Source organism: Phaeospirillum tilakii (assembly GCF_042683125.1).
GTDB lineage: Bacteria > Pseudomonadota > Alphaproteobacteria > Rhodospirillales > Magnetospirillaceae > Phaeospirillum > Phaeospirillum tilakii.
This window is the reverse complement of sequence record NZ_JBHUIY010000011.1, coordinates 23,735-39,276: the sequence shown is the minus strand read 5'-3', so window position 1 is coordinate 39,276 and position 15,542 is coordinate 23,735. Positions and strand designations below refer to the sequence as shown.

Here is a 15,542-nt window from a genome sequence, read left to right as displayed (position 1 = left end):
CGGGAGAGTCGGCCGTGCCCCAGCGCCCCCCAGGCGGTAACATCCTGAAATTCGACAATGTCGGACTGCGCTACGGCCTTGGGCCCGAGGTGCTGCGCGACGTGTCGTTCCGGGTGGCGACCGGGTCGTTCCATTTCCTCACCGGGCCGTCCGGCGCCGGCAAATCGACCCTGCTGCGGCTGATGTATCTCGGTCTCAAGCCGACCCGGGGCCGGGTGATGGTGTTCGACCGCGACGTCGCCACCACCGCCCGCTACGAACTGCCGGCGCTGCGGCGGCGGATCGGGGTGGTGTTCCAGGATTTCCGCCTGCTCGACCATCTGACCGCGCTCGACAACGTCGCCCTGCCGCTCCGGGTGCGCGGCCTGCGCGAGGCCGAGATCCGCCGCCACGTCCCCGAACTGCTGTCCTGGGTCGGGCTGGCCGACCAGCTCGACGCCCGCCCCTCGACCCTGTCGGGCGGGCAGAAGCAGCGGGTGGCGATCGCCCGCGCGGTGATCGGCCGGCCCGACCTGCTGCTGGCCGACGAGCCGACCGGCAATGTCGACGACCAGATCGCGATGCGGCTGATGCGTCTGTTCGAGGAGTTGAACAAACTGGGCACCACCATCCTGGTCGCCACCCACAACGAGGGACTGGTGTCGCGCTTTCCCCACAATCCGCGCCTGCATGTCGAGCGCGGCCAGGTCGTCCGGGTGACCTGAGCGATGGCCCGCCGTCACACCGATCTGCCGCTGGCCGGCGACATCACCAGCCGCTTCCTGCCCTGGCTGGTGGCGCTGATGGTGTTCCTCGCCGCGCTGGCGCTGGCCGGCGCGTTCTCGATCGGCGGGCTGATGGCGCGGTGGGACCGCGACGTCTCCGGCACCCTGACGGTGCAGGTGCTGCCGGCCGGCGGCGACGACGCCGAGGCCGCCACCGACCGCAGGGTGGCCCAGGCCGCCGCGCTGCTGCGCGACGTGCCCGGCGTCCAGGCGGTGACCCCGCTCGACAAGGCCCGCACCCTCGCCTTGCTCGAACCCTGGCTGGGCGGCACCGAGGTGGTGCGCGACATGCCGCTGCCGCGCCTGATCGACGTCGCGGTCGATCCCTCGGCGCGGATCGACCTCGACCAGCTGGGCGACATCCTGTCGCATCAGGTGCCGGGCACCTCGATCGACGATCACCGCGCCTGGCTGGCCCGGCTGATCAGCCTGTCGCGCACGATCCAGGCGCTGGCCTTCGCCGTGGTCGCCCTGATCGGGCTGGTCACCGCCGCCACCGTGGTCTATGCCACCCGCAGCGGGATGGCGGTCCATCACGAGATCATCGAGGTGCTGCACCTGATCGGCGCCCAGGACGATTACATCGCCCGCCAGTTCGCCCGCCGCGCCTTCGCGCTCGGCTTCGGCGGCGGGGTGATCGGCCTCGCCGTCGCCCTGCCGGCGCTGTCGGCGCTGGGCTGGGCGGCGCGGCGGCTGGAGGGCGGCTTCCTCCCCAGCGTGTCGCTGCCGCTGCTCGGCTATGTCGCGATCGGGCTGCTGCCGCTGGTGGCGGCCGGGCTGGCGATGCTGACCGCGCGCCTCACCGTCCATGGCGTGCTGGCGCGGATGCCATGACCGCGCCGGGGCCGCAGGAAACGCGATCCGGGGCCCGGGGGCTGATCGGGCCGGGCCTGATCGGCCGGAGTCTGATCGGGCTCGGCGTGGTCGCCCTGCTCGCCGCCCTGACCTGGAGCGTCGGGCTGGTGTGGTTCGCCATCACCCTGCCGGCGGCGGTCGAGGATCCCGACACCGTCACCGACGTGATCGTGGTGCTGACCGGCGGCGCCGAGCGGGTGGCCGGCGGCCTTGCCCTGCTCGAGGCCGGCAAGGCGCCGGTGCTGTTCGTCTCGGGGGTCCATCGCGGCGTCGATCTGGCCGATCTGGTGCGGCAGAGCCACCCCAGCGCCACCACCCCGGCCTGCGCCGGCCGCTGCATCGCCCTCGGCCACGCCGCCGACGACACCGTCGGCAATGCCAGCGAGACCGCCGCCTGGATGCGGGCCGGCGGCTTCACCTCGCTGCGGCTGGTCACCGCCGCCTACCACATGCCGCGCGCCCTGCTCGAATTCCACCGCGCCATGCCCGAGCGCGAGATCGTGCCCCACCCGGTGTTCCCGGTCGCCTTCAAGCGGGACCAGTGGTGGCGCTGGCCCGGCACGGTCCACCTGCTGGCGATCGAATATTCCAAATATCTCGGCGCCCGCCTGCGCCCGCTGTTTCCCTCGCTGATACCGGAGAAAAAGACGTGATCCTGTTGCGGTCGGCCCTGTTCATCCTGTTCCTGTGGCTGTGGACGGCGACGATGACGCTGCTCTACACGCCGCTGCTGGTCCTGCCGCGCCGCTGGACGGTGCTCGCCGCCCGCTTCTGGATCCGGGGGGCGCTGATTGGGCTCAAGCTGTTCACCGGGCTCGGCTGGGAGGTGCGCGGACGCGAGCATCTGCCGGCGGGGGGGATGATCATCGCCTCCAAGCATCAATCGACCTTCGAAACCTTCGCGATGCATCTGATGTTCGACGACCCGGCCTATGTGCTGAAGCGCGAACTGCTGTGGATACCTTGCTTCGGCTGGTATCTGTTCAAGAGCGGGGTGATCGCGATCGACCGCTCGGCCGGCACGCGGGCGTTGAAGACGATGGTCAAGGGCGCCGAAACGGCGGCGGCGGAAGGCCGGCCGATCGTGATCTTCCCCGAGGGCACCCGCGCCGCCCCCGGCACCAAGCGGCCCTATCATTCCGGGGTGGCGATGCTCTATGGCGCCCTCGACCTGCCGGTGGTGCCGATCGCGTTGAATTCAGGGGTGTTCTGGGGCCGGGGCGCCCTGCGCAAATACCCCGGCACCCTGACGATCGAGATCCTGCCGCCGATCGCGCCCGGGCTCGACCGCCGCGCCTTCATGGCCGAGCTGGAGCAGCGGATCGAGACCGCCTCCGACCGGCTGGTGGCCGAGGCCCGGCACGCCTTGAGCGAACGGGGCATCGCCGCCGCCTGAGATCTCCCGCCCCGCCGGCCCTGTGGATAAGTCTGTGGGCGGGCGGGGATGGGCCTGTGGATGGTTCGGCCCCGACCCCGGCGGGGCCGGTTGCATCGCCGGCCGATTTGGCCTAACACCACCCCATCTTCTATTTTCGCGCAAAGGGGCTTTTCATGGCGGACGGGACTTCGACTCCGGTGCTCGGCATCATCGGCGGCAGCGGCGTCTACGACATCGACGGGCTGACCAACAAGGAATGGCGGACGATCGAAACCCCGTTCGGCGCCCCGTCCGATCAGTTGCTGTTCGGCGACCTCGACGGGCAGAAGCTGGTGTTCCTGCCCCGTCACGGCCGCGGCCACCGCATCCCGCCGTCGGAGCTGAACTTCCGCGCCAACATCGACGCGATGAAGCGGGCCGGCGTCACCGAGATCCTGTCGGTGTCGGCGGTCGGTTCGCTGAAGGAAGAGCTGGCCCCCGGCACCTTCGTCATCGTCGATCAGTTCATCGACCGCACCTTCGCCCGGGTGAAGAGCTTCTTCGGCACCGGGCTGGTCGCCCATGTCAGCATGGCCCATCCCACCTGTGACCGGCTGTCCGATCTGGTCGAGCAGGCGGCGAGCGAAGCCGGCATCGTCGCGGTGCGCGGCGGCACCTATCTGGTGATGGAAGGGCCGCAATTCTCGACCAAGGCCGAGAGCGAGATGTACCGCCAGTGGGGCTGCGACGTGATCGGCATGACCAACATGCCCGAGGCCAAGCTCGCCCGCGAGGCCGAGATCTGCTACGCCTCGGTGGCGATGGTCACCGATTATGATTGCTGGCACCCCGACCATGACGCCGTCACCGTCGATGCCATCGTCAAGGTGCTGCACGACAACGCCGACCGCGCCCGCCTGCTGGTCAAGACCGTCGCCCCCAAGGTGCGCGGCCGTCACGCCCCCTGCGCCAAGGGCTGCCACACCGCGCTCGACACCGCGATCATCACCCATGGGCCGGCGCGCGACACCTCCCTGGTTGCCAAGCTCGACGCGGTCGCCGGGCGGGTGCTGAAGTAAGAAGCGGGCTCTGCCCGCAGCCGTCAGGACCCTGAGGGTCCTGGACCTCCCTGAATCGGGACGGCCGCGACCGGCAACAACCGGTCGCGGCGTTCGGGAGACAACACCATCATGACCGAACAGGATGAAGAGCGCCTGATCGCGCTGGAAAGCCGGCTCGCCCATCACGAACGGATGGCCGAGGAGATTTCCGACGTGCTGGCCGCCCAGGGGCGCACCATCGACCGGCTCACCGCCGAGATCCGCCGCCTGCGCGAGCGGCTGCGCGAGCTGGAAGTCACCCCCACCCGCGCCCCCCAGGACGAGCCGCCGCCGCCCCATTACTGAGGCGAAAAAAACGAAAAAAGGGGCTTGCGTCGGGGGAGGGAGCGTGGCATAAAGCGCGCCTCGCCGCTGACCGGCTCCGCCGGCGAAACGGAGAGAAAACAAGTTGCTGCCGTAGCTCAGTCGGTAGAGCATACCCTTGGTAAGGGTAAGGTCGGTGGTTCGATTCCACTCGGCAGCACCATGAAGGCCCCTTGGGAAACCAAGGGGCCTTCGCCTTTTCCGGGCCTGCTCCGCCCTGCCCGCCCCTGGCGCAATCTTGGCGCTGGCGATTCCTGAACAATTCAATTTATGATCCTCTTGTCGCCGACAGGGGACGCGTCCGAACCGAGGACGCCCGCCGGCGGGGGAGGACGGGCCATGACACGGCTGGTGATCTGCTGCGACGGCACCTGGAACACCCCCGACATGACCGAGGGCGGCGTCCCCTCGCCCACCAACGTGGTCCGGCTGTTCAACGCCGTCACCGCGGTCGATGCCAACGGCGTTCGTCAGGAGCGATATTACCATCCCGGCGTGGGGACCGATCCCGGCCTGCTCAGCCGGGTCCTCGGCGGGGCGCTCGGCCAGGGGCTGGACGGCAACATCATGAGCGCCTATCGGGCGCTGTGCGACTGGTACCGGCCCGGCGACGACATCTTCCTGTTCGGCTTCAGCCGGGGCGCCTACACCGTCCGCAGTCTGGCCGGCCTGGTCAAACGTTGCGGGCTGATCGATTCCGGCGGCCTCGCCGAGGCGGAAGTCTGGCGCCGCATCGGCATCGCCTTCGATCGCGGCTACCGCCAGCGGCGGGACAATTGGTCCCAGGGGCTGGACTGGAGGTTCCGCGCCCCACCGCCGGGATCGTCCCTCATCCCCATCCGCTTCATCGGCGTGTGGGACACGGTCGGGGCCCTTGGCGTGCCCGACGAGCTGGCCCTGGCCACCCTGTTCGACAATCCGCTCGACCACGCCTTCCACGATACCGACCTCGGCCCCCACATCGTCACCGCCCGTCACGCCCTGGCGCTGGACGAGACGCGGCGGGCGTTCCAGCCGACCCTGTGGACCAACGTCGCCGGCCGCGACGTCCAGCAGGTCTGGTTTCCCGGCAATCACGGCGATGTCGGCGGCGGCCACCGCGAAACCGGCCTGTCCGACGGCCCCCTCGCCTGGATGATCGAGGAGGCCAAAGCGGCCGGGCTGGATTTCGACCCCAACCTGACCGGGCAGATCGTCCCCAATCCCACCGGGGTGCTGCACCACAATGAAAACGGCGTCTACCGCTTCCTCGCCTCGATGCCGCGCGCGGTGCCGGAGATGAGCCCCGCCGCCGCCCCCGACCTCGACGCCTCGGTGGCGGCGCGCCGCACCACCCCGCCGATCGCCCAGGCCCCCTACCGCCCCCTGCGCGCCCTGGTCCCGGGGAGCGCGCTGACGATCGAAATCTTCGCCAACCAGCCCTGGAACGAGACCGGGCTCTATCTCCAGGCCGGCCGGTCCTACACTTTCGCCGCCAGCGGGGAATGGCTCGACGCCAGCATCCGCTGCTCGCCCGACGGCCCGACCGGCTCGCCGCTCCAGCCCGGGCGGATCATCCAGGCACTCTTCGGGCTGGGCGACCGGATCGAACCGCTGTTCCGCAAACTGACCCGCAATCCCAACGCCCAGTTCCGTTTTTCACGGCGGCACGGCGACCGGCCCTGGTTCTGCCTGATGGGAGCGGTGGCCAATGGCGGCGTCGAGGGCAAGGCGATCCGCGACCATGAAAGCTTCGCCATCGGCAGCGGCCCGGTCAGCCACACCCCGACAAAATCCGGCTATTTCCATGCCTACGCCAACGACGCCTGGGGCTTTTACGACAACAACCGCGGCAAGGTCGTGCTGACGGTGTCATCCCCCTAAGCGGTGGTGCCGTCCGGCACTCTCGGCTATCCTGCGCCCGGCCGGCCCCGCCGGCCGCGACACCCCCAACCGGACGGGTCATCCCGGGATGCGCAACCGGACCAGGATCCTGTTGTTGACCTTGGCCACGCTGGCCCTGACCGGCGGCACGGTCGGCGTGGTCGCCTACTGGTACACCAGGCCGACGGTGGTGACCATCGCGGTCGGGCCCGACGACACCCCGGAAAACCGCTTCGCCCACCGCCTCGCCGACGCGCTGGTGCAAAGCCGGTCCTCGATCCGCCTCGTCCTCGACGTCACCGACAGCCCGGCCCAGGCCGCCGCCCGCTTCCTCCACCATGAAAGCGACCTCGCCATCCTGCGCACCGACGAACGGCGGATCCCGCCTTCGGTGCGGGCGCTGGCGGTGCTGGAGCACGAGGCGCTCCTGGTGCTCGGCCGCCGCGACGCCAACCTCGCCACCCTGGCCGGGATCGAGGGCCACAAGGTCGCGGTGATCGGCCGCGACGGCCGCAACGAAGCCTTCGTCCGCCGCCTGCTCGAACCCTACAAGATCGATTTCCGCCGCACCGAGCTGCACACCGTCCCGCCCGAGATCCCGCTCGATCAGGTACTGAAGCGCGGTTTCGATCTGGTGGTGCTGTTCGAGCCGCTGTCGCGCCTGCAATCGGCCGGCGAGTTCGCCTCGCTCGCCGCCACCGGCCCGCAGGCAGTGTCGGTCCACGCCATCGGCGACGCCCGCGCGCTGGAACGCAAGGTGCCCGGCCTGTTCGCCGAGACCATCGAGGCCGGCCTGCTGTCCGGTTCGCCCCGCCTGCCCGACGAGGACACCGAGACCGTTTCCCTCTACCGGATGCTGGTCGCCCGCGCCAAACTGCCGGAATCCGACGTGGTCGAACTGATGCGGGCCTTGTTCGAAACCGGCTCGCAGCTCGGGATCGAAAAGACCTTCGCCACCCGGATCGAACCGCCCGAAACCGAAACCGGCGCCCTGATCCCCAGCCACGAGGGCGCCAGCGACTATCTCGATCGCGACGTCCAGACCCTGTTCGAACGCTATTCCGACCTGATCTATCTGTCGATGTCGTTCGGCAGCCTGTTCGGCTCGGCGGCGATCGCGCTCTACGGCACCGTGCTGCGCCGCCGCCCGCCCCAGGCCAGCGACCGCCTGCCCCAGCTCACCGCCCTGCGCGCCCGCGCCCGCGCCGCCATCACCCAGGCCGAATGCGATCAGATCGAAGCCGAATTCGACGACCTGATCGACGAGGTGCTGCGCGGCCTCGCCGGCGGCAGCCTGTCCTCGCGCGGACTCGAACCCTTCCGCCTCGCCTGCGAACAGCTCCGCACCGCGTTGGCCGCCGCCCGCACCCGGCTGCGTCCACTGCCGCCGCAGCGGGGGTAAAGTGATGTGGGCTCCGCCCACACCCGCCAAGGGCCGCAAGGCCCTTGGAACCCATTGATGGTCGGGCGCGGACCGGCCTGTCAGCTTGGGCGCGGGGGTTTGCCGCGCGAAAGGCCAGGAAAGGGTTCCAAGGGCTTTCGGCCCTTGGCGGGTGTGGGCGGAGCCCGCGCCGGGTCAGGCCTCCAGCTTCTGCCGCAGCATCAGCAGGTCGCGCCACGCCTCGCGCTTGGCCTCGGGGGTGCGCAGCAGGTAGGCGGGGTGGAAGGTGGCCAGCGCCGGCACCGGCCGTTGCAGCCGCGACGCGCTGAAGCTGTACCAGCGGCCGCGCAGGCGGTTGATCCCCTCGCCCCGCGCCAGCAGCGCCGAGGCCGCCGCCCCGCCCAGCAGCAGCAGCGCGGGCGGATCGACCAGTTCGATATGGCGGATCACGAACGGCAGGCACACCGCCACCTCGTCCGGGGTCGGCTTGCGGTTGGCCGGCGGCCGCCACGGCAGCACGTTGGTGATGTAGACCTCGGCCCGGTCGAGCCCGATCGAGGCCAGCATGCGGTCGAGCAGCCGGCCGCTGGCGCCGACGAACGGCAGACCCTGGCGGTCCTCCTCCTGGCCCGGCGCCTCGCCCAGGCACATCAGCCGGGGCTGCTCGGGTCCGTCGGCGAACACCGTGCTGCGCGCCGCCTGCTTCAGCGGCAGACCGTCGAACGCCTCCAGCGCATGGCGCAGCTCGGTCAGGCTGGCGCAGCCGTCGGCGATCGCGGCGGCGGTGCGGTGCAGCCCGTCGCCGCCGCCGGCCGTCGGGACGGCCCCTCCGTGGGGCGCCGACGATATTGCGGGCCGGGCCTCGCCAGCATGGCGACGAGCACCGGGCCGAGCCTTCTGATACAACACCAGAGGCTCTGTCTCGGCGGCGGGCGGCGGCTCGGCGCGCGGGGCGCGGTAGCGGTTGACCGGGGCGAGGCCGATGCATTCATCGACCCCGGCATCAAGATACCAGCGCAGCAACTCCACCGGTCCGGGCGGCGCGGCGGCGCCGGACCCGGCCGGGACGGGGTCGGCCATCGCCTAGCCCCGCGGCGGCTGGCGCGGGTCGTCGTGGCGGCCGGAACGATCGACCTCGACGAACTCGCCCTCGATCACCACCGGGCCGGGACCGGTCGGCGGCACCGCCGGCGGCAGGCGGCGTTCCAGCCAGCCCCACAGCAGGGCGCGCACCGCCGGCACCAGCAGCGCCAGCGCAGCAAGGTCGGTCAGGAAGCCCGGCACCACCAGCAGGAACCCGGCGGCCGACAGGCACAGCCCCTCGAACGCCGCCGCCACCGGCATCTCGCCGCGTTCAAGCCGGCGGTGGGCGTCGAGCAGCACCGACACCCCCTGCTGGCGCAGGATCGCAAGCCCAACCAGCACCGAAACCACCGACAGCAGGATGGTCGCTCCCGCCCCGATCACCGCGGCCACCCGCACCCACACCATCACCTCGGCCACCGGCAAGGCGATCACGGCGGCAAACAGCATCCAACCCATGCTTGCTCTTTCCCCTGTCACGGCTTATGTCTTGTCGGTCAAGCCGGGGTTGCACCACGCCCTCTCCGGCCGGCTCGGCCGGACATCGCGGTTCACCCCAAGCCTATCCCGGACTCGCTCGATGAACGACGGTTTCCATTACCTCGATATCATTTTTTTCGCGATGGTCGCGGCCTTCCTGGTGCTGCGCCTGCGCAGCGTGCTCGGCCGCCGCACCGGCAGCGAGCAGCCGCCGCAGCGCTGGGGCGCCGGTGAGCCCGGCGGCACGGTGGTCGATTTCCCGACCGCCCGCCGCTCCGCCGCCGAGCCCGAGCCCGGCAGCCCGGTGTCACGCGGCCTCGACCAGATCCGCGCCGCCGATCCGGCCTTCGACCTCGACGCCTTCCTGGCCGGGGCGCGCGCCGCCTTCGCGATGATCGTCCAGGCCTTCGCCGAGGGCGACAAGGACGGCCTGCGCCGCCTGCTCGCGCCCGAGGTGTTCGCCAATTTCGCCGCGGCGATCGATGCCCGGCAGGCCCAGGGCGAGACCCTGACCACCGAACTGGTGTCGTTCCGCGCCCTGGCCCCGATCGCCGCCGGCCTCGACGGCACGATGGCGGTGATCACCGTCCGTTTCGTCACCGATCAGGTCAATTTGCTGCGCGACTCCCAGGGCCGGGTGATCGAGGGCACCCCCGACCGGGTGGTCGAGGTCAAGGACGACTGGACCTTCCGCCGCGATCCGCGCGCGCCCGATCCCAACTGGCTGCTGGTCGCCACCCGCACCCCCGACGAGTGAGGATGCGCCCGGTGCGGGCCGCCCGCCTCGCCCCGCTGGCGCTGGCGCTGCTGCTCGGCGCCTGCGCCGCCGAGCCGCCGGCCCCCACGCCGGCCCCGCCGCCCGCCGCCCAGCCCCGCCTGGGGCTGGAGCCGGTTTCCTTCACCGATCTGCCCGGCTGGGGCGAGGACCGTGCCGCCGAGGTGCTGCCGGCGCTGAAGCGCAGCTGCGACCGCCTGCTGCGGCTGCCGACCGACCGTTCGATCGGCCAGGACGGCGTCGGCGGCACCGCCGCCGACTGGTATCCCGCCTGCGCCGCCGCCGCCCGGGTGCCGGCCGGCGACGATGCCGCCGCCCGCGCCCTGTTCGAAACCCATTTCATCCCCTGGCGGGTCAGCGAGTCCGGCAAGGCCGACGGGCTGATCACCGGCTATTTCGAACCGGAGATCGCCGGCAGCCGCCAGCGCCGGGGCCGTTTCACCCAGCCGGTGCTGGGCCGCCCCAACGATCTGGTCAGCGTCGATCTCGGCCGCTTCCGCCCCGAGCTGCGCGGCGAGCAGATCGTCGGCCGGGTCGAGTTCGGCCGCCTGCTGCCCTACCCCACCCGGGCCGAAATCGACAACGGCGCCCTCGACGGCCGCGCCCCGGTGCTGGCCTGGACCGACGACCCGATCGCCTTCGCCATCATGCAGATCCAGGGCTCCGGCCGGATCCGCTTCGAGGATGGCAGCGTGCAGCGGCTCGGCGTCGCCGCCAGCAACGGCCACAAATTCGTCGGGCTCGGCGCCCTGCTGCGCGAGGAAGGGGTCGAGGCCGGCTCGATGCCGGCGATCCGCGCCTGGCTGTCGGCCCATCCCGACCGCGCCGCGCCGCTGATGGCGCGCAACCCGCGCTACATCTTCTACGCGGTCAATCAGGGCGACGGCCCGCTCGGCACCGAGGGGGTGCCGCTGACGCCGCTGCGCTCGGTGGCGATCGATCCGCGCTTCCTGCCGCTGGGCGCGCCGCTGTGGCTCGACACCACCGACCCCGACGGCCGTCCGCTGCGCCGGCTGGTGATGGCCCAGGACACCGGCGCCGCGATCAAGGGCGCGGTGCGGGCCGACCTGTTCTGGGGCGGCGGCGAGCCGGCCTTCCAGGCCGCCGGACGGATGAAAAGCACCGGCCGCCTGACCCTGCTGCTGCCGTTGCAGCGCACCCCCCGCCTCGCCCTCGACTAAACTGCGGGGCTGCCGCCCCGGCCCCGCCCGGAGGCGGGCGCCTCCGGACCTCCCCTGTTTTTACAAAGGGGGTTTGGGGCATAGCCCCAAATGGGCTGGGGCGGGGGCCCAACAACGGAGCGCGGGGTCAGATCGCCCCGAACGACGGCAGGGTGGAATCCCCGGTATCGGAGAAGAAGCAGAAGCCGTTGCGGCCGCTGTTCTTGACCCGGTACATCGCGACGTCGGCGGCCTTGCAGATCTCTTCCATCTCGTTGCCGTCGAAGGGATGGACGGCGATGCCGATCGAGGCGCCGATCTGGCAGGGCTCGCCCTCGACCTCGATCGGACGGGCCAGCTTGTCGAGGATCTTGCGCGCGACCATCGCCGCCTCGACCGGGCGGGCGATCTGTTCTATCACCACCACGAATTCGTCGCCGCCGATCCGCGACACCGTGTCCGAGCCACGGATGCAGGCCGACAGCCGGGCCGCCACCTCGCGCAGCACCACGTCGCCGGCCTTGTGGCCGAGGCGGTCGTTGATCGGCTTGAAGCGGTCGAGATCGACATAGAGCACGGCGAGATGGCCGCCATGGCGCCGCACCCGGGCCAGGGCATGGGTGATGCGGTCGGCCAGCAGGTTGCGGTTGGGCAGCCCGGTCAGGGTGTCGTGATGGGCGAGGCGGCTGATGCGCGCCTCGGCCTCCTTGCGTTCGGAGATGTCGCGCAGGATGCCGGTGAACAGCCGGCTCTTGCCGTGATGCAGCTCGCTCAGCGACAGTTCGAGCGGGAACAGGCTGCCGTCGGCGCGCCGCCCCAGCGCCTCGACCGCGCGACCGGTCGCCAGCACCGGCGGCTGGGGCCGGGTCGGGTCGGGCCGGCGCTCGGGGGCGACCTCGATCACCAGATCGCCCAGCGGCCGCCCGACCAGATTGGCCGGGTCGGTGGCGAAGATGCGGCCGAGGGCGGGATTGACCGCCTCGATCACCCCGCGCTCGTCGATGGTGACGATGCCCTCGATCACCGAATGCAGCACCCCCTGCAGGCGTTCCTCGCGCTCGCGCAGCGCCTCGGCCGAGCGCAGGAAGCGGGAGATGTCGCGCGCCTCGATCAGATAGGTGCCGTCGTGGCCGGGCAGCCCGCGCACCCGCAGTTCGGCCTCGAACCAGCCGGCGCCGCGCCGCAGCTTGAGCGGCAGCATCTCCTCGGCGGCCAGCAGGTCCCAGCCGGCCTCGGCGATCAGGGCGCTGAACTCGCCATCGAGGAAATCGGTGAACGGGCGATCGCGCGCGGCCTCGGGGCCGTCGAGCCCGAGCATCGCCGCGCCGGCGCGATTGAGGAACGCCACCCGGCCGTGCTCGATCAGGCAGGCCAGCGCCGAGATCAGGTCGAGCAGACCCGCATCGGGCAGGGGCCGGAACCGGTCGGGAAGCGGGGAAAGGGAAAGCACGGGGGTCTCCGCGACAACCGAAGCGTCGGAGTGTCTTCCGCCGCCCCGCCAACTGTCAAGGAGGGGATGCCCCGCGTTGCGGGAAGGGACGGCGATGGTCGGGGAGACAAGATTCGAACTTGCGGCCCTGGCGTCCCAAACGCCATGCTCTACCAGGCTGAGCTACTCCCCGATCCGTTGTTTTCTACGGGGTTCACGCCCGAAAGGCAAGCCCGCCGCCCTCAGGCCGCACCGCCGCGACTCACCCGCCGTCCCGGATCACTCGTCCGGCTCAAGCCGCCGCGCGTCGAGTTCGGCCGCCTGCCGGCGCCGCTCGGCCGCGTCGGCCTCGCGCTCGGCCCGGGTCCGGCCGAAGGCGCGCCGGTTGGCCGCCGCCTGCGCCTCCCGCTCCGTCCGCGCCTTGGCCTTGCGCGCCCGGTTGAGATTGATGATTTCGCCCATTGCGCCCCCCCTTCCCTGGTTGCCGGGGGCGCCATCTTACATTTTTTTTGCCGACCGATGCGAATCCCGCTTGCGCCCGAGCCGCCCCCCCGGTATAAGCCCCCCCACACCAAGCGGGTGTAGCTCAGTTGGTCAGAGCGCCGGCCTGTCACGCCGGAGGTCGCGGGTTCGAGCCCCGTCACTCGCGCCACTTTCCCACCGTCTCCGACGCCCCGGGAAACGTGGCCACCGCCCCCGGGCGGCACGGCCGGACCGGCCGTTTCAGTGGGCCAGACGCATCAGTTCGCGCGGCCGCTGCGCCACCACCCCATACCAGCCACGGCCACCACGGGCATAGCCCACCGTCACCCCGTCGTCATCGGTATAAAAGCCGGCCGCATCCACGCCGGCCAGGGGGAAGATCTCGTCCGCCGCCGGCCCGTCCGAGGCCGCCATCACCCGCCAGTCCGGATCGAGCAGCAGACATCGGGCCGAGGCGCCGGATTCGCGCCGCTGACGCGCCCGCTGCACCACCGTCCCGGCCAGCCCCCGCCAGTCGAGCCAGGCCACCAGCCCCCCGCGCACGCTGCCATCCCCGCCCCACACCGGCGCGGCCAGCGGCAGCGTCAGGACGCCGTCCTCGCCCGCCACCGGCGCCAGCGCCGACGCCGCCCGTCCGGCCAGCGCGGCGACGAACCAGGGCTGGTCGGCGGGCGGAACCGCCGCGCCGCCACCGGCGCCGCCGCCCCGGGCGAGGATCCGGCCGGCCGGATCGATCAGCCACAGATCGCGCAGGCCGCCGTAACAGGACAGGAGCGCCGCCAGCCGCCGGGCCGCCCGCGCGGCGGCGGCGCCCCCCTCGCAGCCGGACCGCACCGCCGCCTCGGCCGCCCATTGCCGCAGCGCCGCCTCGCGCTGGTCGAGGCCGCGCTCGACCAGATCGACCATCCCGGCGGCCAGATCGCTCAGCCGCGCCCCCTGGGCCCGGTGCAGCATCGCCCGCCCCAGCGCCACCGCCCGGCCGATGCCGCCTTCCAGCGCCGTTTCAAGCGCGATGACGGCGCAATCGTGACCGGGCTCCGCCTCGCCGCCGCCGCGTCCACCCCCATCGGGTCCCGGGTAGCCTTCGTGATCCGCCACCGGCCATCTCCCTGTCAGAAATCCGGCGCTTTTTGCTTAAATTTGCGCCAATTTTATTCGCGGCCTATTTTATGGACCGCGCGCCGCCGCCCGCAAGGGGAGCAAAAGGGTAAGCGCGCGCCGGCCCGCGCCGGTTCGATGCGCTTTGGGCATAAACCTCCCGCCTGCCTTGCCCTCCCCCCTGCGCCGGGAGTATGACCCTTGGTCAGGTCCACAGCGGGGCCACAGCCTGACGAGGAAACAGCATGACGAGATGGCGGTATTGGGCGGCGGCAGGTCTGATGATGGCGATCGCGGCGCCGGCGGTGCCGGCGGCGGCGGCCGACATCGCCGCGGCACGGGCGACGGTGCAGTCGGCGATGGATGAAGGGATCTCCACCTTCGCCTCGGGCAAGACCTATCCGCTTGAGGAACGCACCCGCCGGCTCGAGGCGATCGTGCGCCACCACACCGACCCGGGCCTGCTGTCGGCGGCGGTGCTGGGGCGAAGCTGGGCCAAACTGCCGCCCGACCAGCAGGCGGCCTTCTCGGAACGGCTGATCACCTTCGTGGTGTCGAGCTATGTCGGCCTGCTGGATGAACCGGCCGAGGGCGTCACCTTCACCCTGGGCGAGGGACAGGATCTCGGCGCCAAGGTGCGGATCCCGTCCGAGGTGGGGCGGAGCGTGCCGGGCGTGCCGCGGTCGCAGGTCGATTGGGTGGTCGCCTTCACCCCCGAGGGCCAGCCCGGCATCGTCGATCTCACCGTCGACGGGATCAGCCTGATCCGGGCGATGCACGAGGATTTCACCTCGGTGATGCGCAATTCGGGCGGCCGGATCGAGCCGCTGATGGAGGCGCTGGCCCGCAAGATCGCCGCCAACGACGCCGCCAACCAGGCGGCGGAGAACGCCGCCCGCTGAGGCGGGAGCGGCGGGCTCAGGTCAGGTTGTTGAAACTGTGCCCGCCGATCTGGTCCTCGGACCCGGACAGGGTGCCCCCCCGATTGTAGACCACCGCCGAATCCGCGGCCTGGGCCTCGCGCACGGTCAGGGCGATCACCTCGATCGCCCGCTGCGAGGCCTCGATCGCCGCCTCGAGCAGGGCGGCGTTGCGGGCGATCAGCCCGTCAAGCTCGCGGGCGGCGGCCAGCAGGGCATCGCGCTGCTCGGGCGTGAAGGCCTCGGCGCTGCGCGGCGCGCCGGCGGCGATCCGCCGCACCGCGTCGGCATAGGCCCCGGTCAGCGCCTCCTTGCGGTCGATCAGCATCGCCACCGTCTCGGGGTCGTGATGGACCAGGGCATCGTTCTCGATGTCGAGCAGTTCGCACAGGTCGCAGCAGGCCGCCATCAACCCGGCGGGGTCGACGCCTCCGGCCGCCACCTCGCCCTGGGGCTGGGGCGCCGGCATG

General features: G+C 71.5%; 17 protein-coding genes and 3 tRNA genes. 13 read left to right on the top strand and 7 right to left on the bottom strand.

Going from position 1 to position 15,542, the window contains the following annotated elements; all coding sequences use genetic code 11:
* The first annotated feature begins 14 nt into the window (after window positions 1-14).
* The 9 genes from ftsE to ACFSNB_RS07310 all read left to right on the top strand — a co-directional run bounded on the left by ftsE (window position 15) and on the right by ACFSNB_RS07310 (window position 7,665).
* Window positions 15-704: a cell division ATP-binding protein FtsE gene (ftsE, locus tag ACFSNB_RS07350; RefSeq protein WP_377315435.1), complete on the top strand. Its 690-nt coding sequence runs from the start codon at window positions 15-17 to the stop codon at window positions 702-704.
* A gap of 3 nt (window positions 705-707) precedes the next feature.
* Window positions 708-1,598, top strand: a complete 891-nt coding sequence (locus ACFSNB_RS07345) for a cell division protein FtsX (protein ID WP_377315433.1) — start codon at window positions 708-710, stop codon at window positions 1,596-1,598.
* Complete coding sequence (locus tag ACFSNB_RS07340; RefSeq protein ID WP_377315432.1) at window positions 1,595-2,272, top strand: YdcF family protein; 678 nt, start codon at window positions 1,595-1,597, stop codon at window positions 2,270-2,272. Before ACFSNB_RS07345 ends, ACFSNB_RS07340 begins: the two co-directional genes overlap by 4 nt.
* Window positions 2,269-3,015, top strand: a complete 747-nt coding sequence (locus tag ACFSNB_RS07335) for a lysophospholipid acyltransferase family protein (RefSeq protein ID WP_377315430.1) — start codon at window positions 2,269-2,271, stop codon at window positions 3,013-3,015. Before ACFSNB_RS07340 ends, ACFSNB_RS07335 begins: the two co-directional genes overlap by 4 nt.
* 155 nt (window positions 3,016-3,170) lie before the next feature.
* Window positions 3,171-4,055 carry an S-methyl-5'-thioadenosine phosphorylase gene (locus ACFSNB_RS07330; RefSeq protein ID WP_377315429.1) on the top strand — a complete coding sequence of 295 codons (885 nt, stop codon included), beginning with the start codon at window positions 3,171-3,173 and terminating at the stop codon, window positions 4,053-4,055.
* 111 nt (window positions 4,056-4,166) lie between these two features.
* On the top strand, window positions 4,167-4,382 hold the full coding sequence (locus ACFSNB_RS07325; RefSeq protein WP_377315428.1) for a SlyX family protein: 216 nt from the start codon (window positions 4,167-4,169) through the stop codon (window positions 4,380-4,382).
* 105 nt (window positions 4,383-4,487) lie between these two features.
* Window positions 4,488-4,563, top strand: a tRNA-Thr gene (locus tag ACFSNB_RS07320).
* Window positions 4,564-4,739: 176 nt separating this feature from the next.
* Window positions 4,740-6,263 (top strand): DUF2235 domain-containing protein, encoded by a 1,524-nt coding sequence (locus ACFSNB_RS07315; RefSeq protein ID WP_377315426.1) that lies wholly within the window; start codon window positions 4,740-4,742, stop codon window positions 6,261-6,263.
* 115 nt (window positions 6,264-6,378) lie between these two features.
* Window positions 6,379-7,665, top strand: coding sequence for a TAXI family TRAP transporter solute-binding subunit (locus ACFSNB_RS07310; protein ID WP_377315424.1), 1,287 nt, complete (start codon window positions 6,379-6,381; stop codon window positions 7,663-7,665).
* A 174-nt stretch (window positions 7,666-7,839) separates the two neighbouring features.
* Here ACFSNB_RS07310 and ACFSNB_RS07305 read toward each other — a convergent pair whose 3' ends face one another.
* Together ACFSNB_RS07305 and ACFSNB_RS07300 are read right to left on the bottom strand one after the other, a co-directional pair.
* Complete coding sequence (locus ACFSNB_RS07305) at window positions 7,840-8,724, bottom strand: uracil-DNA glycosylase (protein ID WP_377315423.1); 885 nt, start codon at window positions 8,722-8,724, stop codon at window positions 7,840-7,842.
* A 3-nt stretch (window positions 8,725-8,727) separates the two neighbouring features.
* Window positions 8,728-9,186, bottom strand: a complete 459-nt coding sequence (locus tag ACFSNB_RS07300) for an FxsA family protein (protein WP_377315421.1) — start codon at window positions 9,184-9,186, stop codon at window positions 8,728-8,730.
* Window positions 9,187-9,307: 121 nt separating this feature from the next.
* Between ACFSNB_RS07300 and ACFSNB_RS07295 the strand changes: the two genes are divergently transcribed.
* Window positions 9,308-9,964, top strand: coding sequence for a Tim44/TimA family putative adaptor protein (locus ACFSNB_RS07295; RefSeq protein WP_377315420.1), 657 nt, complete (start codon window positions 9,308-9,310; stop codon window positions 9,962-9,964).
* A gap of 2 nt (window positions 9,965-9,966) precedes the next feature.
* A complete protein-coding gene (gene mltA, locus ACFSNB_RS07290; RefSeq protein ID WP_377315418.1) occupies window positions 9,967-11,163 on the top strand; it encodes a murein transglycosylase A in 1,197 nt (398 codons plus the stop codon).
* 127 nt (window positions 11,164-11,290) lie between these two features.
* Here the strand turns inward: mltA and ACFSNB_RS07285 are convergent, their stop codons facing one another.
* From ACFSNB_RS07285 to ACFSNB_RS07275, 3 genes are all read right to left on the bottom strand, one after another.
* A complete protein-coding gene (locus tag ACFSNB_RS07285) occupies window positions 11,291-12,592 on the bottom strand; it encodes a diguanylate cyclase domain-containing protein (protein WP_377315417.1) in 1,302 nt (433 codons plus the stop codon).
* A gap of 95 nt (window positions 12,593-12,687) precedes the next feature.
* A tRNA-Pro gene (locus ACFSNB_RS07280) sits at window positions 12,688-12,764 on the bottom strand.
* A gap of 86 nt (window positions 12,765-12,850) precedes the next feature.
* Window positions 12,851-13,033, bottom strand: a complete 183-nt coding sequence (locus ACFSNB_RS07275) for a DUF4169 family protein (RefSeq protein ID WP_377315415.1) — start codon at window positions 13,031-13,033, stop codon at window positions 12,851-12,853.
* A 113-nt stretch (window positions 13,034-13,146) separates the two neighbouring features.
* Here ACFSNB_RS07275 and ACFSNB_RS07270 point away from each other — a divergent pair.
* Window positions 13,147-13,223: transfer RNA gene (locus ACFSNB_RS07270), tRNA-Asp, on the top strand.
* Between the two features lie 71 nt (window positions 13,224-13,294).
* Here ACFSNB_RS07270 and ACFSNB_RS07265 read toward each other — a convergent pair.
* A complete protein-coding gene (locus tag ACFSNB_RS07265; RefSeq protein WP_377315414.1) occupies window positions 13,295-14,152 on the bottom strand; it encodes a cache domain-containing protein in 858 nt (285 codons plus the stop codon).
* A 245-nt stretch (window positions 14,153-14,397) separates the two neighbouring features.
* Between ACFSNB_RS07265 and ACFSNB_RS07260 the strand changes: the two genes are divergently transcribed.
* On the top strand, window positions 14,398-15,054 hold the full coding sequence (locus tag ACFSNB_RS07260; RefSeq protein WP_377315412.1) for an MlaC/ttg2D family ABC transporter substrate-binding protein: 657 nt from the start codon (window positions 14,398-14,400) through the stop codon (window positions 15,052-15,054).
* Between the two features lie 16 nt (window positions 15,055-15,070).
* On the opposite strand, the gene ACFSNB_RS07255 is transcribed toward ACFSNB_RS07260, so the two are convergent.
* Entirely contained in the window at window positions 15,071-15,541 is a 471-nt protein-coding gene (locus ACFSNB_RS07255) for a hypothetical protein (RefSeq protein WP_377315411.1), read from the bottom strand.
* Between the last annotated feature and the right edge of the window lies 1 nt (window position 15,542).